The sequence below is a fragment of the Geobacillus thermopakistaniensis genome, from assembly GCF_000498995.1.
Lineage (GTDB): Bacteria > Bacillota > Bacilli > Bacillales > Anoxybacillaceae > Geobacillus > Geobacillus thermoleovorans.
This window is the reverse complement of sequence record NZ_AYSF01000051.1, coordinates 1-21,243: the sequence shown is the minus strand read 5'-3', so window position 1 is coordinate 21,243 and position 21,243 is coordinate 1. Positions and strand designations below refer to the sequence as shown.

The window sequence follows — 21,243 nt, the reverse complement described above, 5'->3', positions numbered from 1 at the left end:
TAGGCACGCCGCCAGCGTTCGTCCTGAGCCAGGATCAAACTCTCCAAAAGAAAGTTGATTGGCTTTTGCTTTGGCCAATGCGGCCTCAGCTTTTCGTTGCGCTTTGTTTCGTTCAGTTTTCAAGGAACGAGCTATTCTTTCTTTGTTCGAGGAATTCGCCTCCTCGAAAGCGACTCTTATAATATATCACCTTTTTTTGTTTTTGTCAACACATTTTTTGCTTTTTTTCGCCGCACCGAAACGGCTTTATTAATATAGCACCTCTGTTTTGATGTGTCAACTGTTCATTCAAGATTTTTTCTTTCAAATCAAAACCGCTTTGTTCTTATCTCTTCCACTCTCTTGCTAACATCCCGTACACAACATGGTCAACAAAATGATCGTAAAGCCACTCCGCGTCTCGAATCGTTCCTTCATTTGTAAATCCCAGCCGTTCTGGAATCGCTCTGCTCCGGTGATTTTCTGTTGCACAGCGGATTTCAACGCGATTCATCCCTTGCTCTGTAAACAAATAGTCGATGCACGCCTTGCATGCTTTCGTCATCAGCCCCATTCCTTGAAACGATTCGCCAAGCCAGTAAGCCAATGCTCGTTTTTCGATTCACCCGATCAATATAATGAATTCCAATGACACCGGCCAATTGGCCACGATGCCAAATCCCTGCCTCAAAACCATTGCCAGCAGCAAATTTCCGCAATCCTTGACCGACCTTTTAGGACATACAAAAAAGACTGCTCCGAAAGGCTATCCAAACTGCCTTTTGGAACAGTCTTGCGTCTCCGTTACTATTCCCGCAAAAAGACGAAGTAACAAATAAAAACGACAAACAGCACATACAACAGCGGATGCACGTCTTTGCCGCGGCCTTTTAAAATCATCGTGATCGGGTAGAAGATGAAGCCAACGGCAATCCCAGTGGCGATGCTGTAGGAAAGCGGCATCGTGATGAGCGTGAAGAATGCCGGTACAGCGACTTCGAACTTCTTCCAGTCAATTTCGCCGATCGACGAGGCCATTAATACCCCGACGATGATGAGCGCTGGCGCGGTGACCGGTGCGGTAATGACGCTTAACAGCGGCGAGAAGAACAACGCCAGCAAGAACAAAATCCCCGTCACGACCGCGGAAAACCCTGAGCGTCCTCCAGCGGCGACGCCGGCTGACGATTCGATGTACGACGTCGTTGTCGATGTGCCAAACACCGCTCCGACCATGACGGCTGTCGCGTCAACGAGCAGCGCTTTGCCGGCGCGCGGCAGTTTATTGTTTTTCAACAACCCGGCTTGGTTGGCGACAGCCAAGAGCGTCCCGGTCGCATCGAAAAAGTCGACAATAAAGAACGTTAAGACAACACCGAGCATTTTCCACGAGAAAATGTCCGGCAAATGCTTGATCGCTACACCGAAGGTTGGTGAAATGTCCGGAATAGCGCCGACAATTTGATGCGGCACTTTGATCAAACCGAAAATCATGCCGACAATCGCGGTAATGACCATGCCGTAAAAGACGCCGCCGTTTACTTTTCTTACCATCAAAACAACAGTAATGAACAATCCAAAAATGGCCAACAGTGTATTGCCGTCTTTCAACGAACTTAATCCGACGAGCGTTGCTTTGTTATCGACAATAATTCCAGCGTTTTGCAAGCCGATGAACGTGATGAACAGCCCAATTCCGGCGCTGACTGCATATTTCAGTTCAACCGGGATGGCATCGATAATTTTTTCCCGAATGCCGGTGAGCGATAAAATCGTAAAAATGATGCCGGAAACAAACACTCCTGCCAGCGCTGTTTGCCACGGAATGCCCATATGCAGCACGACGGTGAAGGCGAAAAAGGCATTCAGCCCCATCCCAGGCGCCAAGGCGATTGGATAGCGGGCCAACACTCCCATCAAAATCGATCCGTACGCCGCTGCCAAAGCCGTGGCGACAAACACGGCGCCTTGGTCAATGCGCAGTTCATCAGGAAAATCTTTCACAGCCCCTAACGACAAGGTAAATGGGTTGACGAACAAAATGTACGCCATCGACAAAAACGTCGTCAGCCCGGCGATAATCTCCGTTCGATAGTTCGTGCCGAGCTCATCAAACTGGAAGTACTTTCTCACGTCTGCCCCCTCCTATACATAAAATAAAAAACGCTTCTAGCAGCTACCAGAAGCGTTGACTAGGAAGGAATGACGAACAGAGAGAGGACAAACAAGCACTCTCCGATCCCGCATCCCTCGTAGTCAAGCTATTTACGGTAGCTTGGTAGAAACTCCCGAGCCATATTCCCGGGATTATACGACGGAATTCAACAATATTCATGATTCCACGGCTATTGTATCAGCCTGAAGATGACCTGTCAAGAAAAAAGACGAACATTTCTTTGGAAATGTTCGTCTTTTGTTCGTTTTTATTCCCGCTCGATCGTTGCCGGAGGCTTGCTTGTAATATCGTAGACGACGCGGTTGACATGCGGCACCTCATTGACGATGCGCGTTGAAATCCGCTCGAGCACATCCCACGGGATGCGCGCCCAATCGGCGGTCATCCCGTCAATCGAGGTCACCGCGCGGATGGCCACCGTATAATCGTACGTGCGGGCATCCCCCATCACCCCAACGCTGCGAATGTCGGGAAGGACGGTAAAGTATTGCCAAATTTCGCGGTCCAACCCAGCTTTTTTCACTTCTTCGCGCAAAATGGCGTCTGATTCGCGAACGATTTCCAATTTTTCTTCCGTCACTTCTCCAAGAACACGGATGCCAAGCCCTGGCCCCGGGAACGGCTGCCGCCAGACGATTTCGTCTGGGATTCCTAGTTGCGTGCCGAGTGCACGCACTTCGTCTTTAAACAGCGTATTGAGCGGTTCGATCAGTTCGAATTTCATATCTTCCGGCAAACCGCCGACATTATGATGCGATTTGATCGTTTGCGCCGTCGCCGTGCCGCTTTCGATAATGTCGGTATAGAGCGTGCCTTGCACCAAAAATTCAATGCCTTCAAGCTTGGCCGCCTCGTCGTCAAATACGTAAATAAACTCGTTGCCGATGATTTTCCGCTTTTGTTCCGGGTCCGTAACCCCTTTGAGTTTCGCCAAAAAGCGGTCTTTCGCATCAACTTTAATGACATTCATTTGGAACTGCTCACGGAACGTCTTCATGACGCTTTCGGCTTCACCTTTGCGCAAAAGGCCATGGTCGACGAAAATACAAGTAAGTTGATCGCCAATGGCGCGGTGCACCAAAACGGCAGCAACCGACGAATCGACTCCGCCGCTTAAGGCGCACAGCACTTTTTTTCCGCCCACTTGTTCACGGATGCGGCGCACCTGCTCATCAATAAAGTTTTCCATCGTCCAGTCGCCCCGGCAGCCGCATACCTCAAAGACAAATTTCTTCAATAGATCATTGCCGTATACCGAGTGGCGCACTTCTGGATGGAATTGCACTCCATACCATTTTCGCCGTTCGTCACTCATCGCAGCAATCGGGCACGAAGGGCTCGTCGCATCGACAGCGAAACCAGCCGGCGGAGCGGTCACCAAATCGCCGTGGCTCATCCAAACGACTTGCTCGTCCGGCAAACCATGAAAAAGCAAAGAATCGTTTTTCACTTGGATGAGCGCTTTGCCGTATTCACGATGCGTCGCTTTTTCCACCTTACCTCCTAAATGGTGCGCCATCAGCTGCATCCCGTAGCAAATCCCTAAAATCGGCAGCCCCAGCTCAAAAATCGCTGGGTCGCATGTAAACGCTTGTTCATCATACACGCTGTTTGGACCGCCCGAGAAAATGATTCCTTTGGCGTTCAGCGCACGAATTTCCTCAGCACGGATCGTGTGCGGATGCAGTTCGCTGTAGACGCCAAACTCTCGGATGCGGCGGGTAATCAGCTGGTTATATTGACTGCCAAAGTCCAAGACGACGATCATTTCTTGGTTCATGTTTTCCACCCCGTCAAAAAAATAACGCTGCCATTGCCCAAAATATGGATGAAGGCAGAATAGCAGCGTCTTCTGCCTTCATAGTCGGGCCGTTTACGGCGGCCCGGTAGAGACGCGCAAGCCATATTCTTGCGCTTATATGAAGGGCTTTCGTCTATCCGTATGCAAATTTGAGTTCATTCTATCAACTTGCCGGCATACGGTCAAGAGATCGTCCTTTTTATTAAATTTTCCCACAATTCCACCGCTTCACGGACATTGGCTTCCTTGATTCCCGTTCCGTATACGGCGCGTTCATATAGTTTCGTCAACCGATTCATTTCATCTGTTTCAAACAGGCGATCCACTTCGGCGGCGTATTGACGCAGCGTTTCATGCGGCCGACGCTTAAGTCCATAATCTTGCAAATGGCGAAGAAGCGCCCCGTACGCAGAAATGAGCCAGGCGGCCCCATCGAGTTTCCGGCGGCGGAACCGAAACAGCGTAAAGCGCGGCCACCATTTCCGCCTTGTCGCATAGGCCGCTCCGCCCAACACGGCCAACACGACCAGCGCGGTCAACCCCATTTTCCACGACCAAACATCCGCCAGCTTCTCCCACCAATGCTCCCCCTGTGCCGTCGAAGGTTGCTCAAGTAATTGATCGAGCGGCACACGCGGCGTTTCCCGTTCTTCCGGCTGCAGCTGTGGTTCTGGCTCCTCTGGATTCGAAGCGGCAAGCGAGAACGCATATGGATTGACAAACCCTTGCGTCGGTTCAAACGGCACCCAGCCGATGCCTTCAAAATACACTTCGACCCATGAATGGGCGTCGTTGTTGCGCACTTCATAAACCGATTGCCCGTCTTGTTCCCCAACCAACCGTCCGGATGTGTACCCTTTCACCCAGCGCGCTGGAATGCCCAGTGTGCGGACGAGCACCGCCATCGAGGTGGAAAAATTGTCGCAATACCCTTGCTTCGTCTCAAATAAAAACTGGTCGACGTAATCTTGATCAGGCCCGGGAACAGCGACGTCCGTCGTTTCGTACGTGTATCCGTTCAGATGGAAGTATTGCTCGATCGCTTTTACCTTGTCGTACACGGTTTCTTTTCCATCAGTAATTTGCTTCGCCAACTCGCGAACCCGTTGCGGAAGCGTCTCTGGCAATTGCGTATAGCGTTTCAAAAAGGGCGGGTTTTGGACAGGAGGCGCGGCGCGCAATGCCTCAATCGGAAAATCTGGCTCCATATACGTCAGCATATACTGACGGATCGGAAGCGCGTTGGCGTTTTGATCGCTCGTATAAATTTTTTCCGTCGCCATATGCATGCGGTAGACGATATGGTCAGACGTTTGCACCTGTTGCAAGCCGAGCGGATAGACGAGATGAAACGCCTGGTCTTGGCGGGTGATTTCCGCCGTCTGCTCGACTGTCTTGACTTTGTCGCTCCACCATTCATACCTAATCAGCTCACCGTTTCCAAACGACTGGACTTGTTCGCTTTGAAACGCTTCCCACCCTTTTCCTGTGTAAATGTCTTTCGTTTCGACGCGCCAATAATGACGGCCTTGGTCTTTGGCAATGAAAACGACGGTATCATCAGCAATAAACGGCCCGCCGAGGCGGGAATCATTTTGCCCATATCCCACTTTTGCCACACCAGGAGAAGGTGAGTCATCGTTCGTTTCTTCCGGCTGGGCGTGATAGCTGCGGATAAACGCCACCGGATCCGGCCATTGCGGCGGCAGCTTCGGACCTGCATACCCAACCGCAAGAGCGACGGCAGGAATGAACAGAGCGGCCGCCCGCCACTTTCCGATGCGAAAAGACGGCGCTTTTGCCTGCAGCTCTTCACCCTGGAACCAAACGAAGGCAAAAAAGCCGAGCGCAACAAGACGAAGGATCGCCCCGTTGCCGCTATATGGCAGAAACGTATCAAGCACAGCGATATACCCAACTGTCAACGCGTATGGGACAAACCACCGATTCCGCCGTACAATAAGCCAATGCAACAGGAACGAAACGGCCCATAACAGCAGAAAAAAGACAAAGGTGCGCAGCGCATCGCCCGGCATAGAAGACCAATCGCCCGACAACCAGACGGTGCTATCCCGCCAAAGCGCATGAGACAAAGCGGCGATCGAAGCAAAAGAAAATAGGCGAGAAAGCGCCCACCATATATAAACCATTTTTCCGAGCGCGGAAAGCCATATGGGAACACGGAGCAAATGAAGTCCGAAACAAAGGGCGACAAATGATACAAACACACCTATATGCGCTGTATCGGTGACGGCCTCTAACGGCCAAAGCCATTCCGTGAGCAGCCAAGCGGCTAGGGCGTTAGGCAGCACGGTAGATAACATGTTTGCCCCTAACGGTCTCATCCATCTCCTCCTCCTTGCCGGACGGTTTGCAACGCCTGCGGGTCAATGCGCGACACATACACTCCGCTGCGGCGAAGCCTGTCCGCCCAATTCCGCTCATCCTCTCCCCATTCACGGCTGACAACATACAGAACAATATGGCGTTTTGGCGCCATTGCTCGGAGCTGCCCGGCCAACTGGGCGGACAACGCGGACGTCACAATGATGCAACCAGCAGCCGTCCTCCAGCTCGCCTCCTCAGCTAAAACATGCGCGAGCGGCTCTTGGCCGCCGACGTCCACTTCCGCCAACCGGAGAAGAATCGACTGCCACTGTCCGTCATGGCGGCGCGGCGCTAAGAAAGAACGCTCTTTTCCAGCAACGAGCAGCCCGACCGGCACCCCTTCATCCATCAACGCCTTCGATACGGAAGCCGCTAACGTGACAAGCTCCTCAAACCATGGAGAAGCGGCGCCGTCGAGCACAACGATCCAATCGTCATTGCGCTGTTCATCAAACTCTTTGGTCATCAGTTCCTGTCTGCGCGCTGACGCCTTCCAATGCACCCACGACATTTTGTCCCCAGGCACGTATTCACGGGCGCCGGCCGCCACGGCCATATCGCGGCGATAGGCAAGTGTGCGCGCAGCTTTTCCTTGGGCAAACCATTCGCGCACCATCTCAGGCGGCCATTGGATATAACGTGGATAGACGATAACCGTGCACGGGACATAAAACGATGCCGTTTTGTTCACCCAGCCAAAGACATCGCGCGCTTCCAAGCGAACAGCTTCCAATTGATGACGGCCGCGCGGCAAGGAAAGCGGCCATGTACAAGAAAGGTGGCGGCGAAACGGCCAAGCAATCGCAATCATCTCTCCTCCGTGCTTCCGCCCTTCCTCAGCAACAGCAAGCGCCGCCAGCGGAACCGCCCACGGCAACTCGATACGAACCATCACCGGAATCGATTCACCCGCATGGTAGCGCCGCGCCGGCACCGTCCGGCTTACCGCGGCGCGTCGAAGCGGATACATCGCGACCAAGAACGCATACAAACCGAACGGCAAAAAGCTGTAAAACAAAAACCAGCTGACAAATCCACCTTGAAACATGGCGTACGAAAACAAGACAGCCGCCAAAATCAACAGGCGAAGAAAAGCGGGCCATCGTCGGCCATTCCATTTTCCTCTCATGCTCATCGCCGCCCTGGCACCGGCACCGGCGTGCGGGCAATGAGCTGTCCGATGATGGCTTCTGCATCAAACTTGTCCCATTTCGCTTCCGGCCGGACGAGCAGGCGGTGGGCGAGCACATAGGGAGCGAGCTGCTGCACATCATCGGGGATGACAAAATCGCGGCCATGGATGAACGCGTACGCCTGCGCCGCTTTCATCAATGCGGCCGATCCGCGCGGGCTGACGCCTAAATAGACCGCTTCATGCTGACGGCTTTGCTGGATGAGATCGACGATATATCGTTTCACGGTATCGCTCACATGCACGTCGGCTACCTTTCGTTGCAGCGCAAGCAATTCATCAAGCGACATCACCGGGCCGATCTCCGCCAGCGGTGCCGTTTTTTCTAAACGGTTTAACATTTCGATTTCCTCGTCAGGGGACGGATAGCCCATATGCAATTTCAACAAAAACCGGTCAAGCTGGGCCTCAGGAAGCGGATACGTTCCTTCATATTCAATCGGGTTTTGCGTCGCCATCACAAAAAACGGCTGCGGCAGCGCCCGCGTGACACCATCCACCGTCACACTTCCTTCTTCCATCGCCTCAAGCAGCGCCGACTGCGTTTTCGGCGACGTCCGGTTGATCTCGTCAGCGAGCACGATATGGGCGACAATCGGTCCGGGTTTATACTCAAACTGCTGCTCTTTCGGGTTATAGACAGAAACGCCAATCACATCGCTCGGCAACAAATCCGGCGTAAATTGAATCCGTTTCAGCTCGGCGCTGAACGATTTCGCCAGCGCGCGCACGAGCATCGTCTTGCCAACGCCTGGCACATCTTCAAGCAATACGTGTCCTTTGGCCAACAGCGCTGTTAAACTGAGCACAATGACATTGCGTTTTCCGACAATGACTTGTTCAATATTGCGGACAACTTGCTCAAGCGGGGAAAGCAACGGTTCGTTCATTACATCAAACTCCTTTTATGGTGATCAATGGGACTTTTAGGGGTAGGAACTATCTAGTTTCTACTATTAATATAATATCGAATATACACAACTTTTGGAATGGATTTGCAACAAAGGGGGAAGGAGAAAAAAGGGAGAAATCAAAAATGAAAACGCCCATCCCACGGAAGCGGGATGAGCGCTTTTCCCTTAAATCATCTTCTCCGGTCTCACCCATTCCTCGTACTGCTCCGCCGTGACATACCCGGTTTTCAACGCCGCTTCCTTGAGCGTCAACCCTTCGCGATGGGCGAGCTTGGCGATTTCCGCCGCCCGGTCGTAGCCGATATGCGGGCTCAACGCCGTCACGAGCATGAGTGAGCGGTCCACGTATTCTTTCATTTTCGCTTCGTTCGCCTCCAGCCCTTGGGCGCACCGTTCATCAAACGAGCGGATCACATCGCCGAGCAGCTGCACGGACTGAATGGCGTTATAGGCGATGACCGGCTTGAACACATTTAATTGGAAGTTGCCTTGGCTCGCCGCAAAGCCGATCGTGGCGTCATTGCCGAACACTTGCACAGCGACCATCGTCATCGCTTCGCTTTGCGTCGGATTCACTTTCCCCGGCATGATCGAGCTTCCGGGTTCATTGGCTGGAATCGTGATCTCCCCGAGCCCGGAGCGCGGCCCGCTCGCCAGCCAGCGGATATCGTTGGCGATTTTCATCAAATCGGCGGCGAGCGCTTTCAACGCTCCGTGGACATACACGATCTCATCATGGCTTGTCAGCGCATGGAATTTATTGGTTGACGAACGGAACGGATAGCCCGTCTGCGTTTTTAGCTGCTCGGCCACTTGCTCGCCAAATCCCGGCGGCGCATTGATTCCGGTGCCAACCGCCGTGCCGCCGATCGCCAAATCAAGCAGCTTCTCACTCGCCTCTATGATCATCGCCTTGCTTTTATCAAGCATCGCCCGCCAGCCGGAAATCTCTTGTCCAAATGTGAGCGGCGTCGCATCTTGCAAGTGGGTGCGCCCGATTTTGATCGTCTTCCCATATTGGCGTTCTTTGGTCGCGAATGTCCTGATCAAGCCATCAAGCGCTGGCAGGAGGTGCGTTTGGATCTTCGTGAAGATCGCGATATGCATCACAGTTGGGAATGTGTCGTTCGAGCTTTGCGACATGTTCACATCATCGTTTGGGTGAATGCGCCCTTCCCCCTCATCCAGCAGCTCGCTCGCCCGTCTCGCCACGACTTCATTGACGTTCATGTTCGTCTGCGTCCCACTTCCCGTCTGCCAGACGACGAGCGGAAAATGGTCATCCCATTGGCCCGCCAAAATTTCCTCGCACGCGGCCACAATCGCCCGCTGCTTCGCTTCGCTCAGTTTCCCGGCTCGATGGTTGACGATGGCCGCCGCTTTTTTCAACTCGGCATAGGCGTAAATGAGTTCAAGCGGCATCGTTTCTTTGCCGATGCGGAAGTTTTGCCGGCTCCGCTCCGTCTGCGCCCCCCAGTATTTATCGGCCGGCACCCGCACCTCGCCGAGCGAGTCGCGTTCGATTCGTTCGTTCATTGCGTTGTCCTCCTTTGCATCGACATCCCCATTACATTTTTATTCCCATTTTCAGCCGGATCAACGCAACGAAGCGGCTAAAAAGACGCCTATATTCAAAAAAGGGGAATGGTTCGACAATGAAGAAACGATGGGCCCCGCTTCTTATTTTGCTTCTTCTATGGCTTTCCGACTGTTCATTCGGTGATATCAAGCTGCCTACATTAACGTTGACTATCAACAGCGAAACGGTCGACCACCGGCTCGGGATTTATACGTGGTCGACAGGCCGCCGCGGAGTGGTTGCTGATGCTGCGGCCCCGCCGCTGCTCGTCAAAGAACTCAAGCTCCATCCTGCCGCCCCGAGTGCAAAGCTTCACGTTCAATTTGACTACTGCCCAGCGGCAAAAAGAAAAAGAACACCGGGATTACTCCCAGTGTTCTTTGTTTCGCTAGGCGGATTACATCATGCCGCCCATATCCGGCATGTTGTTGTTGCCTTTGTTTTCTTCCGGTTTGTCGGCAACGACCGCTTCTGTCGTCAAGACCATTGCGGCGACAGATGCAGCGTTTTGCAGCGCCGAACGAGTGACTTTCGTCGGGTCAACGATACCAGCTTCGATCATGTCGACCCATTCACCTGTTGCCGCATTGAAGCCGATGCCCGGTTTTTCGTTTTTCAGGCGCTCAACGATGATCGAGCCTTCCAGACCAGCGTTTTGCGCGATTTGACGAACCGGTTCTTCGATCGCGCGCAATACGATTTTCACACCGGTTGCTTCATCGCCTTCCGCTTCGATGGCAGCGACTTTGTTGTAGATGTTCATGAGAGCCGTGCCACCGCCGGCGACAATGCCTTCTTCAACAGCCGCACGAGTCGAGTTGAGCGCGTCTTCGATGCGCAGTTTGCGTTCTTTCAATTCTGTTTCTGTTGCCGCACCGACTTTGATGACCGCTACGCCGCCAGCCAATTTCGCCAAGCGTTCTTGCAGTTTTTCGCGATCGAATTCGGACGTCGTTTCTTCAAGCTGCGCACGGATTTGGTTGATGCGCGCTTTGATGCGCTCCGAATCGCCAGCGCCTTCGACGATCGTCGTCGTTTCTTTCGTGACAACAACTTTCGCCGCACGACCAAGCGACGCGATCGTCGTCGATTTTAATTCACGGCCAAGCTCTTCCGAGATCACTTCGCCGCCTGTCAAAATCGCAATGTCTTCGAGCATCGCTTTGCGGCGATCGCCGAAGCCAGGCGCTTTGACAGCAACCGCATTGAACGTGCCGCGCAGTTTGTTGACAACAAGCGTCGCCAATGCTTCGCCTTCAACATCTTCCGCAATGATCAGGAGCGGACGGCCTTGTTGGACGACTTGTTCTAAGACCGGCAACAGTTCTTGAATGCTCGATACTTTTTTGTCCGTGATGAGGATGTACGGATTTTCAAGGACAGCTTCCATTTTTTCCGTATCCGTAATCATGTACGGTGAAACGTAACCGCGGTCGAATTGCATCCCTTCGACAACGTCGAGTTCCGTCGTGAAGCCTTTCGACTCTTCAAGCGTGATAACGCCATCATTGCCAACGCGTTCCATCGCTTCAGCGATCAATTGGCCGACTTCTTCGTCAGCAGCCGAGATCGCAGCAACTTGGGCGATCGACTCTTTTCCTTTAATCGGTTTGGAGATGGCTTTCAATTCTTCAACCGCAACAGCAACCGCTTTTTCGATACCGCGACGGATGCCCATCGGGTTGGCACCAGCTGCTACGTTTTTCAAGCCTTCGCGGATCATCGCTTGAGCCAATACCGTAGCGGTTGTTGTACCGTCCCCAGCGATGTCGTTCGTTTTGCTGGCGACTTCAGCGACCAATTTCGCGCCCATGTTTTCAAACGGATCTTCGAGCTCGATTTCTTTCGCGATCGTTACCCCGTCATTCGTGATGAGCGGCGAACCGAATTTTTTCTCCAATACGACGTTGCGGCCTTTCGGACCTAATGTGACTTTCACTGCGTCTGCAAGTTTGTCCACCCCGCGCAACATCGCACGGCGCGCTTCTTCACTGAACTTGATTTGTTTTGCCATACCCCGTTACCTCCTTATGAAATTGTTGGACTGCGTGCCACAAGTTAAGTATCCGATTAAGTACCCAGTATGTTTTCGGAATGTTTATGTGATGAACGCATATATTAGCGGATGACAGCCAAAATATCGCTTTCGCGCAAAATTAAGTATTCTTTGCCGTCGTATTTCACTTCTGTGCCCGCATATTTCGAGAAGATAATGCGGTCGCCAACTTCGACTTCCGGCGCGATGCGTTGGCCGTTATCGAGCACGCGGCCTGCACCGACAGCAACAACGCGGCCTTCTTGCGGTTTTTCTTTCGCCGTATCCGGCAGAACGATACCGCTAGCCGTTTTTTCTTCTGTTTCCACGACTTCAATGACAATACGATCGCCTAATGGCTTCAACACGGGGAACAACCTCCTTAACGATAGTTTTCACCGTTCTTATTAGCACTCATCACTATTGAGTGCTAACACACTTATAATATTAATGAACTTCTTTCAGTTTTGCAAGTAGGAAATGCAAAAAAATAACTGTTTTTCTCTCCTAAAGAAGAAAGAGCAAAAGGAGCCGGTTGTTTTGCCTCTACTCCCCATCCGCGCGGAGCCCGTTTTCATTATTTCACATTCCTCGGACTGATAAACGGCTCCGGTTAATTTTTTTTACGGCGGTCAGGTGGGATGCGAGGATGCAGTTTTCTTACTATTTTCGCCATACATGTGCTACAATACGGATATAATTTGAAATAAAAGGGGTAGAGGGTTTGAAACGCAACCACTGGTACGTCATCATCACGTATATCGTCATGCAGCTGTCCGCCTTTGTCGGCGTGCCGCTTCTTCGCGCCCTCGGCGTCGGCCAAGGAACGGAAAGCCGCCTCGAAGCCGCCAAACTGGCTTCCGGGTATTGGGCGATCATTAGTTTCCTGCTCGCTTTTGTCATTATCCTATGGCTGCTCCGCGGTGACCGCAACGAACGAATGATGCGGCGGCTGCCGCTTGCTTCCTCGTGGATGTGGGCGGTCTTGGGCGTCTTTTTGGCGCTCGCGGCCCAAAGCATCGCCGCCAACATCGAATGGCGGCTGCTCGGCATCAAACCAGGGTCGGAAAATACAAGGCAAATCATCGATATCATCCGCCTGACGCCGCTGTTGGTCGTCGTCACCTCCGTCATCGGCCCGATTTTGGAAGAGCTCATCTTCCGCAAAATCATTTTCGGCTCGCTTTATGAAAAATACAACTTTTGGCTTGCTGCGCTTGTCAGTTCGCTTTTGTTTGCCATTGTCCATATGGAGCCAGAACATTTGCTTCTGTACACATCCATGGGGATGGTATTCGCGTTTTTATACGCAAAAACCGGACGCATTTTCGTACCGATTTTCGCCCATGTCGCCATGAATACGTTCGTCGTCGTCATGCAGACGCTATTGGCCGACGAGATTGAGAAAATGATGCGCCAGTCCGAGCTGCCGCTCGCCGTTTGGAGGGTTTGGCTATGATGCGAAACCCTCGGCTGTTTTCGCTTCTGTATTTCGTCTTAGGCTCAATGTTTACGTATTTGGCCATCGAAAGTGCTCATGAAACGGTTTGGAACGTCTCCACCATCGCTTTAGCGGCGCTCGCTGCCTTTGATTTCGGCACCGCCCTTCGCCTTCTTTTCGCCTCAAAACGCTGACCCCCTTCCCGTGATTCGCGCGGGAAGGGACCAGAACATCAATCCCATGACGGCGATCATATCGTGAAAATGGAAACAAAAAAACAAGAGGCCGGCCTCAAAGCTCTGTTTTGCGGCTTTTGAGACAGCCCCTTCGTTTGGCCCGGCCTTGCTCGCTTTCCTCTCAATGTTTTTCGTCCCGCCTCACTCATTGCCTTCCTGCTCGACTGCTCGCTGCGCTTTCCGATAGCCGATGCGCGCCACCCAAATGCTTCCTTCATACAAAATGGTGAGTGGAATCATGACGATCACTTGCGACAACACATCCGGCGGCGTAATGACCGCCGCTAAAATAAGCAGCGCTAAATACGCATACTTGCGGATGCGAACAAGAAGCTGCGGCGTAATAAGCCCTAAGCGGGTGAAAAACAGCACAACAATCGGAAGCTGAAATACGATGCCAAACGGCAGCACGAGCTGAAGCAAAAACTGAAAATATTCATTAATGCCGATCATTTGTTGAACCCCTAGTTGGTCAGCCAGCTGGCTCATAAATCGAACGACAAACGGAAACAAGACGAAATAAGCGAAGCTGACGCCTGCTAAAAAAAGAACGATCGACGCCGGGATATAGCTTAACGTCACTTTCCGCTCTTTTTCATACAGACCGGGGCTTACAAACGCCCAAATTTGATACAACAGCACCGGAGCCGACAGCACAGCTGCGATGACAAAGGCAAACTGAAAATACACTTTAATCGGATCGGTGAGGCGGAAGGCGTTCATGGTCAAATGCTTCGCCTCGGCCGTTCGCTGCAAATACAAAATGACATCATCGACAAAAAAGAAACTAACGACAAGCGCCGCAGCAAAAAAGATGAGCACGATGATGAGCCGTTTTCGCAGTTCACCCAGATGCTCATACACCGACATTTCTTTGTCATTCATTGTTTCTCCATCCTGCCTTGTCATCGGTCGGTTTTCGTTTCTTCGTCATCAGCGAGCCCTTTTGTGGCGTCTTTAAACTCGCGAAGCGACTGGCCGAACGACCGCCCTAATTCTGGCAGCTTTTTCGTGCCAAACAGCAACAAAATCACAGCAACGAGCAACAAATATTTCATGTGTTGTTCTCTCCTTTTACGATGGCGATGGATAGTTTTTCAAAAAATAGACGAGCGACTGCAGCTCAATGGCTAAATCGATATGATGGACGCGAATATGGTTCGGCACGTTCAACCGCGCCGGAGTAAAGTTTAAAATGCCTTTAATTCCTTGGGCGACAAGGCGGTCGGTCAGCGCTTGAGCCGCGGCGGCCGGCACGGTTAAAATGGCGACCGGGATGTTTTCGTGAAGCCGCTCCTCCAACTCATCGAGATGATAGACCGGCACCCCGCCGACTGTCGTTCCTACTTTCCGCTCATCGACATCAAACGCCATCACGATTTTCGTATTGTTGTTTTTCGAAAAATTATAGTTTAAAAAGGCGGTGCCTAAATTGCCGACGCCAAACAAGGCGACTTCGGTCACCTCATCCTCTTCAAGCGTCCGGCGGAAAAACGACAACAAATAATTGACATTATACCCGTATCCCTTTTTACCAAGCGCGCCAAAATAGGAGAAATCGCGGCGGATCGTCGCCGGATCGACTTTCACCGCCTCGCTCAACTCGGCAGAGGAGACGCGTTGCTTGCCGGAAGCGTGCAAGTTTTTCAAAAACCGATAGTAAAGCGGCAGCCGTTTGGCGGTTGCCTGCGGAATTTTCGGTTGTTCGTTGCTCATGATCTCATCCCCTAGCTAATCGGTTTTCCGTCGGTAATGGCCAGACTTCCCGCCCGTTTTTTCGACCAAATACGTCGGACCGATGACCATTCCTTTATCAAGCGCCTTGCACATATCGTACACCGTCAACGCACAGACCGAAGCGGCCGTCAGCGCTTCCATTTCCACTCCTGTGCTCCCTTTCGTTTTCACCGTTGCCGTGATGACGAGCTTATGCGCTTCTCCATCGTTTTCCCAAGCAAAAGCAATGTCCACACCCTTTAACATAAGCGGGTGACACATTGGAATAAGGTCAGCTGTCTTCTTCGCCGCCATCACCCCCGCCACTTGAGCGACGGCGAGCACATCCCCTTTCTCGATCGCATTGCTCGTCATTTTTTCGTAAATTTCCCGGCTGACAGTCACGCTCGTTTGCGCCACAGCCACTCGCACAGTATCTTCTTTGTGCGTAATATCAACCATTTTCGCGCGCCCTTGTTCATTGAAATGAGTGAACGATGACAATACAATCTCCTCCATTTATACACTATACACGATTTTTCATCATTCGTCTTTGACCGTTTTCGCGACTTACGTTAAACTATTCGCGAGGTGAAATGACATGATCATTTTGCAAGTGCACGGGCTCACGAAATATTTCGGCGCTGACCTTATTTTATCGAATATAAAACTAGAAATACAGTCCCACGACCGAATTGCCCTTGTCGGCCGCAACGGAGCGGGAAAATCGACATTGTTGAAAATCATCGCCGGTGAACTCTCTTTCGACAGCGGCAAAATCATCAAACCAAACCATATCAAAATCGGCTATTTGGCGCAAAACAGCGGGCTCGACTCGCCGCGTTCCATTTGGGACGAAATGCTTGAGGTATTCACCCCGCTTCTAGGACTCGAAAAACAGCTCGCCGAACTCAGCATGCAACTCGGCGACCCAGACGTACTCGCCGATCCAGCTCGCTATGAAAAAACGCTGAAAACGTATGACGAGCTGCAAGAACAATACAAAGAACAAGGCGGCTACCAATACGAAGCCGATATCCGCTCCGTTTTGCACGGGCTGCAGTTTTCCTCATATGATTATAAAACAACGCCGATCTCGTCGTTAAGCGGCGGACAGCGGACGCGTCTTGCCCTTGGGAAATTGCTGTTGTCCAAGCCGGATTTATTGATTTTGGACGAGCCGACGAACCATTTGGATCTTGAGACGCTCTCTTGGCTGGAGCAGTACTTGCAAGCCTATCCCGGTGCCGTCCTGGTTGTTTCCCACGACCGCTACTTTTTAGACAAAATCGTCACTGACGTATACGAACTGTCGAATGCCACGCTCAAACACTATGCCGGCAACTACAGCCGCTATTTGGAGTTGCGGGCCGAGCAATACGAACAAGAGTTAAGACGGTACGAGAAACAGCAAGAAGAAATCGCCCGACTCCAAGACTTCATCCAGCGCAACATCGCCCGTGCCTCGACGGCCAAACGGGCGCAAAGCCGGCGAAAGCAACTGGAAAAAATAGAACGGCTCGAACGGCCTGTCGGCGATGAAAAATCAGCCTCCTTTTCGTTCTCGATCGATCGACCGAGCGGCTATGAAGTGCTCACCGCTGAAGACATAGCCGTTGGCTATGGCGACGGTGCACCCATCATCCGCCAAATCAGCTTCCGCATCACGCGCGGCGAAAGCGTCGCCCTAGTCGGGCCGAACGGCATCGGCAAGTCGACATTGCTGAAGGCGATCGCCCGAAAACTCCCTATCCAAACAGGAGAGCTCCGCTACGGCGCAAACGTCCAAATCGGCTATTACGATCAAGACCAAGCTGATTTGTCATCGAACAAACGGGTGCTTGACGAGCTGTGGGACGCCTACCCCGAAAAGACAGAAAAAGAAATTCGCACCGTGCTCGGCAACTTCCTGTTTTCCGGCGATGACGTTTTAAAACCGGTCTCCGCTTTAAGCGGCGGGGAGAAAGCACGCCTTTCGCTCGCCAAGCTGATGTTGCAAAAAGCAAATGTCCTTCTTTTGGACGAACCGACAAACCATCTAGACCTCGACAGCAAAGAAGTGCTCGAGCAAGCGCTCATCGACTACCCGGGAACGATTTTGTTCGTTTCCCACGACCGCTATTTCATCAACCGAATCGCAACAAAGGTGTTTGAACTTTCCAGCGGAGGCCTAACGGAATACTTAGGCGACTATGATTACTACATCGCCAAAAAAGAAGAAATACGCGAACTGGCACTCCTGAACGTCCGCCCGACAGAAACGGCAAGTGATTCTGCCAAAACGACATACGAGCAAGAAAAAGAGGAAAAAAAACGACGGCGCCAGCGCCAACGCCGCTTGGATGAAATCGAAGCCGAGATTGCAACGCTTGAAGCACAAATCGCTGAGATCGAGCAGCAACTTTGTGATCCATCCGTTTACGGCGACTATGAGACGATGCAACGATTGACGCAAGAAAACGACGAGCGAAAGCAGCGAGTCGAAATGTTATTGGCCGAATGGGAACAGCTTTATACTTCACTATAACCGACAACCCGCCTCTAGTTTCGGCGGGTTGTTCTTTAGTTAGTCACATTATCCACAAAAGAATCCACAATTTCCACCATGGAATATAAGTTATTCACCAACTTTTCCACATTATCCACAAAAAACATCTTCCTTGTTACACAAAAATCGCTGTGTATTGTCTTTCTTATGTTGATAGTGTTTTACCGCTTTTTCCACATTGTCCACAGATTTGTGGATAAAAATATACACAAACTTTTTTCACATGAAAATAAAAAGGACGATCCGTTTGCCTGCCGCAAACGGATCGCCCTTCGGTGTCTTTCGCGTTTCAGCCAACTGCCTAGACAAGCGGCAAGCTTGGATTGGCGTTGAGCGCCAAATCAGCCCGCTTTCCTTGTTGATATAACACTGTTCCCGCAACGGCAATCATCGCAGCATTATCGGTGCATAGCGATAACGGCGGGATGACAAGCTCCACATCGGGGAGCTCTTTCATTTTATCCTGCAGTGCAGCCCGCAGCCCGCGGTTGGCCGCCACCCCCCCGGCGAGCAGCACTTGCCGTACGCGGTATTCTTTGGCGGCCTGCACCGTTTTCGTCACCAGCACATCGACGACGCTGGCCTGAAAGCTCGCGGCCATCTGTCTCGGATCGATCTCCTCGCCGCGCTGCTTCGCGTTGTGGAGCGCATTGAGAACCGCCGATTTTAAGCCGCTGAAGCTGAAATCATACGAACCTTCCTCAAGCCACGCTCGCGGCAAATCAATCACTGGCTCGCCCTCATGAGCCAGCCGGTCGATGTGCGGTCCTCCTGGGTACGGAAGGCCTAAAGCCCGCGCCACCTTGTCATACGCCTCACCGGCAGCGTCATCGCGCGTTTCACCGATCACCGCAAAATTCCCATGCTCCTTCATGAACACTAGTTCCGTATGACCACCGGAAACGACGAGCGCCAACAACGGGAACTTCATTTCAGCCACTAATTGATTGGCGTAAATATGACCGGCGATATGATGCACTCCAATAAGCGGCAATCCATGGGCGAACGCTAACGCTTTCGCCGCGTTGACCCCGACAAGAAGCGCTCCGACAAGCCCCGGTCCGGCCGTCACCGCCACCGCATCAAGGCTCGCAAACGATACGCCGGCCTGCTGCATCGCTTCCTCAATAACGAGCGTAATTTGCTCCACATGATGGCGGGAAGCAATTTCCGGCACGACGCCGCCAAACCGCCGATGGCTTTCCATTTGCGACGCCACTACATTCGATAAAACCTCTCTTCCGTTTTTCACGACTGCTGCCGCCGTTTCATCGCAGCTCGTTTCAATGCCTAATACATACACGTCCTCATTCATCTCAGCTTCACCCACATGACTAACGCGTCTTCAAAGTTATCCGGATAATACCGTTTGCGAATGCCTCCGTTGCGAAACCCAAGCTTTCGGTACAGCGACTGGGCAACATGATTGGACACGCGCACCTCAAGCGTCATCGTCGCCGCCCCGTGCTGCCTAGCCATGTCCATCAAGCGTCGCATGAGCGCTTCACCAAGCTTTTGCCCACGAAACTGCGGCAACACGGCTACATTCGTCACATGCGCCTCATCGATGACAAGCCACATCCCACCATACCCGATGATCCGCCCGTTGTACACCATGACGATATATTTGGCGTAGCGGTTGTACATGAGCTCGTTGTAAAACGATTCACGGCTCCAAGGCGAAGTAAACGATGCCCGCTCGACTTGCACGACTTCATCAATGTCATGAATGGTCATTGGCCGAAATTGAACATTGATCCCCATCGTTCTGTTCCCCTTTTTGTTTCGCGAGCCATTTCGCCTCCGCCTCGGCAAGGCGGAGGTAGTTCGGCACAAACACATGGGCGTTCTCGCGCTCTTTTTGTTTGCCGAGCATCACCAACTCGCTCGGACGCGGCAACGCCAAAGACGGCGGGGCCACGTGAACCCGTTCGCCTAAATGACTTCGAAACAAATCACGATATAGCGGTGCATCCGCACCAATGAACAATACATCCTCTTCCCGCTCGCTCAACCGACGCGCCCACTCATCCGCCGCCACAATCCGGTCCTCCTCAAGACAGCGGAGCGCACCGCCTTCGTAGCGATAAAGCCCGGTGTAAATTTGTCCGCGCCGTGCGTCAAACAGCGGAACGATCACCCCAGGAAAATAACGGCCATTGGCGGCGAGCACTTCAAGGCTCGACACTCCGGCGATCGGAATACCGAGCGACCAGGCAAGCGTTTTCGCAATCGTCACGCCGATCCGCACCCCGGTATACGACCCCGGCCCTTTCGCTACAACGATTAAATCGAGATCTTTTGGAGCAACGTCACATCGTCGAAGCAACAACTCAATGGCTGGCATCGCCCGGGATGAATGGTCTTTTTTCACATTGGTGATGAATTCCCCTTTCACGACATCACCATCTACCAACGCAATGCCAAGCGGCATATTCGATGTATCAATTCCCAATACTTTCATGACGGAAAAATCTCCTTGCACAACTGTTCATAACGCTCCCCCGACGGCTCAAAGCGAAGCAACCGCTCATCGCCGCCACGATGAAACAAGAAAACGGTCAGCCGTTCCTCAGGCAACTGGCCGGCGATCAAATGCGCCCATTCAACAACCGTAACACCATCGCCAGCAAAATATTCGTCAAATCCAAGATCTTCCCATTCATCTTCAAGTCGGTATACATCCATATGATAAAGCGGAAGCCGACCATCATATTGCTTAATAATCGTAAACGTTGGGCTATTGACCGTTTGCGTAATGCCCAGCCCTTCAGCAAGACCTTTCGTAAACGTCGTCTTTCCCGCCCCGAGATCACCTTCTAATGCGATGACCATTCCCCGCTCAAGATGTTCCGCCAGCCGGCGGGCCACCGACTTCGTTTCTTCCGGAGAATGCACCAAAATTTCAATTTTTTTCATTTTGTTCTACCTTATCCCCTTTTATCATCTTCACTCTTGCTTTTGAAATTGTATCATATCCGAACATCTTGCCGCCACTTCCAAAACGAAAAATAGGCATAGGAGAAAGGGAAAAACAAAAAGGACGATCCCGCGCAGCCTTTTGGCTCGCTGACAGATCGCCCTGTTGCGCAATCGCCCCTAAAAAGAAAAAGGGAATGAGGCGTGTCGAAACTCCCTGGTGAATGAAGCTGCCTAGCAGCGACCTACTCTTGCAGGGGCGCTGGCCCCAACTACCATCGGCGCTGGAGGGCTTAACTTCCGTGTTCGGGATGGGAAC

19 protein-coding genes, 1 rRNA gene, 1 pseudogene and 2 riboswitches are annotated in these 21,243 nt (G+C 52.1%); of the genes and pseudogenes, 3 read left to right on the top strand and 18 right to left on the bottom strand.

Features of this window, described 5'->3' with window-relative positions:
• Window positions 1-325: 325 nt before the first annotated feature.
• The 9 genes and pseudogenes from T260_RS01000000137985 to groES all read right to left on the bottom strand — a co-directional run.
• A pseudogene (locus T260_RS01000000137985) lies at window positions 326-710 on the bottom strand (GNAT family N-acetyltransferase); the annotation flags it as partial.
• A gap of 76 nt (window positions 711-786) precedes the next feature.
• Window positions 787-2,112 carry an NCS2 family permease gene (locus T260_RS128850; protein ID WP_011229764.1) on the bottom strand — a complete coding sequence of 442 codons (1,326 nt, stop codon included), beginning with the start codon at window positions 2,110-2,112 and terminating at the stop codon, window positions 787-789.
• A 100-nt stretch (window positions 2,113-2,212) separates the two neighbouring features.
• Window positions 2,213-2,314: riboswitch (purine riboswitch) on the bottom strand.
• A gap of 88 nt (window positions 2,315-2,402) precedes the next feature.
• Entirely contained in the window at window positions 2,403-3,935 is a 1,533-nt protein-coding gene (gene guaA / locus T260_RS128855) for a glutamine-hydrolyzing GMP synthase (RefSeq protein WP_023634045.1), read from the bottom strand.
• Window positions 3,936-3,996: 61 nt separating this feature from the next.
• Window positions 3,997-4,098: riboswitch (purine riboswitch) on the bottom strand.
• Between the two features lie 40 nt (window positions 4,099-4,138).
• Window positions 4,139-6,301 carry a transglutaminase TgpA family protein gene (locus T260_RS128860; RefSeq protein ID WP_023634044.1) on the bottom strand — a complete coding sequence of 721 codons (2,163 nt, stop codon included), beginning with the start codon at window positions 6,299-6,301 and terminating at the stop codon, window positions 4,139-4,141.
• Window positions 6,298-7,479, bottom strand: coding sequence for a DUF58 domain-containing protein (locus T260_RS128865; protein WP_014194757.1), 1,182 nt, complete (start codon window positions 7,477-7,479; stop codon window positions 6,298-6,300). Before T260_RS128865 ends, T260_RS128860 begins: the two co-directional genes overlap by 4 nt.
• Window positions 7,476-8,426: an AAA family ATPase gene (locus tag T260_RS128870; protein WP_023634043.1), complete on the bottom strand. Its 951-nt coding sequence runs from the start codon at window positions 8,424-8,426 to the stop codon at window positions 7,476-7,478. The genes T260_RS128865 and T260_RS128870 overlap by 4 nt, the downstream gene beginning before the upstream one ends.
• A 189-nt stretch (window positions 8,427-8,615) precedes the next feature.
• Window positions 8,616-9,986 (bottom strand): class II fumarate hydratase, encoded by a 1,371-nt coding sequence (gene fumC, locus T260_RS128875; RefSeq protein WP_014194755.1) that lies wholly within the window; start codon window positions 9,984-9,986, stop codon window positions 8,616-8,618.
• A 440-nt stretch (window positions 9,987-10,426) separates the two neighbouring features.
• The gene (gene groL / locus T260_RS128880) at window positions 10,427-12,043 is read right to left on the bottom strand and encodes a chaperonin GroEL (RefSeq protein ID WP_011229758.1); all 1,617 of its coding nucleotides are present in this window, start codon (window positions 12,041-12,043) and stop codon (window positions 10,427-10,429) included.
• A gap of 104 nt (window positions 12,044-12,147) precedes the next feature.
• Complete coding sequence (gene groES, locus T260_RS128885; RefSeq protein ID WP_013144057.1) at window positions 12,148-12,432, bottom strand: co-chaperone GroES; 285 nt, start codon at window positions 12,430-12,432, stop codon at window positions 12,148-12,150.
• A 356-nt stretch (window positions 12,433-12,788) separates the two neighbouring features.
• On the opposite strand from groES, the gene T260_RS128890 reads away from it, so the two are divergent.
• Together T260_RS128890 and T260_RS128895 are read left to right on the top strand one after the other, a co-directional pair.
• Window positions 12,789-13,523 carry a CPBP family intramembrane glutamic endopeptidase gene (locus T260_RS128890; protein ID WP_023634042.1) on the top strand — a complete coding sequence of 245 codons (735 nt, stop codon included), beginning with the start codon at window positions 12,789-12,791 and terminating at the stop codon, window positions 13,521-13,523.
• Window positions 13,520-13,699, top strand: coding sequence for a YdiK family protein (locus tag T260_RS128895; RefSeq protein ID WP_013522803.1), 180 nt, complete (start codon window positions 13,520-13,522; stop codon window positions 13,697-13,699). The genes T260_RS128890 and T260_RS128895 overlap by 4 nt, the downstream gene beginning before the upstream one ends.
• 183 nt (window positions 13,700-13,882) lie before the next feature.
• Here T260_RS128895 and tatC read toward each other — a convergent pair whose 3' ends face one another.
• The 4 genes from tatC to moaC are packed head-to-tail and all read right to left on the bottom strand — an operon-like array spanning window position 13,883 to window position 15,961.
• Window positions 13,883-14,626 (bottom strand): twin-arginine translocase subunit TatC, encoded by a 744-nt coding sequence (gene tatC / locus T260_RS128900; protein WP_011229753.1) that lies wholly within the window; start codon window positions 14,624-14,626, stop codon window positions 13,883-13,885.
• 20 nt (window positions 14,627-14,646) lie between these two features.
• A complete protein-coding gene (tatA, locus tag T260_RS128905) occupies window positions 14,647-14,799 on the bottom strand; it encodes a twin-arginine translocase TatA/TatE family subunit (protein WP_013144052.1) in 153 nt (50 codons plus the stop codon).
• 16 nt (window positions 14,800-14,815) lie between these two features.
• Complete coding sequence (locus T260_RS128910) at window positions 14,816-15,457, bottom strand: redox-sensing transcriptional repressor Rex (protein ID WP_013144051.1); 642 nt, start codon at window positions 15,455-15,457, stop codon at window positions 14,816-14,818.
• A 15-nt stretch (window positions 15,458-15,472) separates the two neighbouring features.
• Entirely contained in the window at window positions 15,473-15,961 is a 489-nt protein-coding gene (gene moaC, locus T260_RS128915; protein WP_011229750.1) for a cyclic pyranopterin monophosphate synthase MoaC, read from the bottom strand.
• A gap of 97 nt (window positions 15,962-16,058) precedes the next feature.
• Between moaC and T260_RS128920 the strand changes: the two genes are divergently transcribed.
• Window positions 16,059-17,984: an ABC-F family ATP-binding cassette domain-containing protein gene (locus T260_RS128920; RefSeq protein ID WP_023634041.1), complete on the top strand. Its 1,926-nt coding sequence runs from the start codon at window positions 16,059-16,061 to the stop codon at window positions 17,982-17,984.
• A gap of 322 nt (window positions 17,985-18,306) precedes the next feature.
• On the opposite strand, the gene tsaD is transcribed toward T260_RS128920, so the two are convergent.
• The 5 genes from tsaD to rrf form a co-directional block, all read right to left on the bottom strand.
• On the bottom strand, window positions 18,307-19,320 hold the full coding sequence (tsaD, locus tag T260_RS128925; RefSeq protein WP_011229748.1) for a tRNA (adenosine(37)-N6)-threonylcarbamoyltransferase complex transferase subunit TsaD: 1,014 nt from the start codon (window positions 19,318-19,320) through the stop codon (window positions 18,307-18,309).
• Window positions 19,317-19,769, bottom strand: a complete 453-nt coding sequence (rimI, locus tag T260_RS128930) for a ribosomal protein S18-alanine N-acetyltransferase (RefSeq protein WP_011229747.1) — start codon at window positions 19,767-19,769, stop codon at window positions 19,317-19,319. Before rimI ends, tsaD begins: the two co-directional genes overlap by 4 nt.
• Complete coding sequence (gene tsaB / locus T260_RS128935) at window positions 19,729-20,469, bottom strand: tRNA (adenosine(37)-N6)-threonylcarbamoyltransferase complex dimerization subunit type 1 TsaB (protein ID WP_011229746.1); 741 nt, start codon at window positions 20,467-20,469, stop codon at window positions 19,729-19,731. The genes rimI and tsaB overlap by 41 nt, the downstream gene beginning before the upstream one ends.
• The gene (tsaE, locus tag T260_RS128940) at window positions 20,466-20,924 is read right to left on the bottom strand and encodes a tRNA (adenosine(37)-N6)-threonylcarbamoyltransferase complex ATPase subunit type 1 TsaE (protein ID WP_011229745.1); all 459 of its coding nucleotides are present in this window, start codon (window positions 20,922-20,924) and stop codon (window positions 20,466-20,468) included. The genes tsaB and tsaE overlap by 4 nt, the downstream gene beginning before the upstream one ends.
• Window positions 20,925-21,156: 232 nt before the next feature.
• Window positions 21,157-21,243: ribosomal RNA gene (gene rrf / locus T260_RS1000000138300) — 5S ribosomal RNA — on the bottom strand; the annotation flags it as partial.

What these genes read in the sequence shown, in the direction of transcription:
- guaA (WP_023634045.1), bottom strand. Translation starts at nt 3,935, where the DNA reads ATGAACCAAGAAATGATCGTCGTCTTGGACTTTGGCAGTCAATATAAC.
- T260_RS128860 (WP_023634044.1), bottom strand. Translation starts at nt 6,301, where the DNA reads ATGAGACCGTTAGGGGCAAACATGTTATCTACCGTGCTGCCTAACGCC.
- T260_RS128865 (WP_014194757.1), bottom strand. Translation starts at nt 7,479, where the DNA reads ATGAGCATGAGAGGAAAATGGAATGGCCGACGATGGCCCGCTTTTCTT.
- T260_RS128870 (WP_023634043.1), bottom strand. Translation starts at nt 8,426, where the DNA reads ATGAACGAACCGTTGCTTTCCCCGCTTGAGCAAGTTGTCCGCAATATT.
- fumC (WP_014194755.1), bottom strand. Translation starts at nt 9,986, where the DNA reads ATGAACGAACGAATCGAACGCGACTCGCTCGGCGAGGTGCGGGTGCCG.
- groL (WP_011229758.1), bottom strand. Translation starts at nt 12,043, where the DNA reads ATGGCAAAACAAATCAAGTTCAGTGAAGAAGCGCGCCGTGCGATGTTG.
- T260_RS128895 (WP_013522803.1), top strand. Translation starts at nt 13,520, where the DNA reads ATGATGCGAAACCCTCGGCTGTTTTCGCTTCTGTATTTCGTCTTAGGC.
- tatC (WP_011229753.1), bottom strand. Translation starts at nt 14,626, where the DNA reads ATGAATGACAAAGAAATGTCGGTGTATGAGCATCTGGGTGAACTGCGA.
- tatA (WP_013144052.1), bottom strand. Translation starts at nt 14,799, where the DNA reads ATGAAATATTTGTTGCTCGTTGCTGTGATTTTGTTGCTGTTTGGCACG.
- T260_RS128910 (WP_013144051.1), bottom strand. Translation starts at nt 15,457, where the DNA reads ATGAGCAACGAACAACCGAAAATTCCGCAGGCAACCGCCAAACGGCTG.
- T260_RS128920 (WP_023634041.1), top strand. Translation starts at nt 16,059, where the DNA reads ATGATCATTTTGCAAGTGCACGGGCTCACGAAATATTTCGGCGCTGAC.
- tsaD (WP_011229748.1), bottom strand. Translation starts at nt 19,320, where the DNA reads ATGAATGAGGACGTGTATGTATTAGGCATTGAAACGAGCTGCGATGAA.
- rimI (WP_011229747.1), bottom strand. Translation starts at nt 19,769, where the DNA reads ATGGGGATCAATGTTCAATTTCGGCCAATGACCATTCATGACATTGAT.
- tsaB (WP_011229746.1), bottom strand. Translation starts at nt 20,469, where the DNA reads ATGAAAGTATTGGGAATTGATACATCGAATATGCCGCTTGGCATTGCG.
- tsaE (WP_011229745.1), bottom strand. Translation starts at nt 20,924, where the DNA reads ATGAAAAAAATTGAAATTTTGGTGCATTCTCCGGAAGAAACGAAGTCG.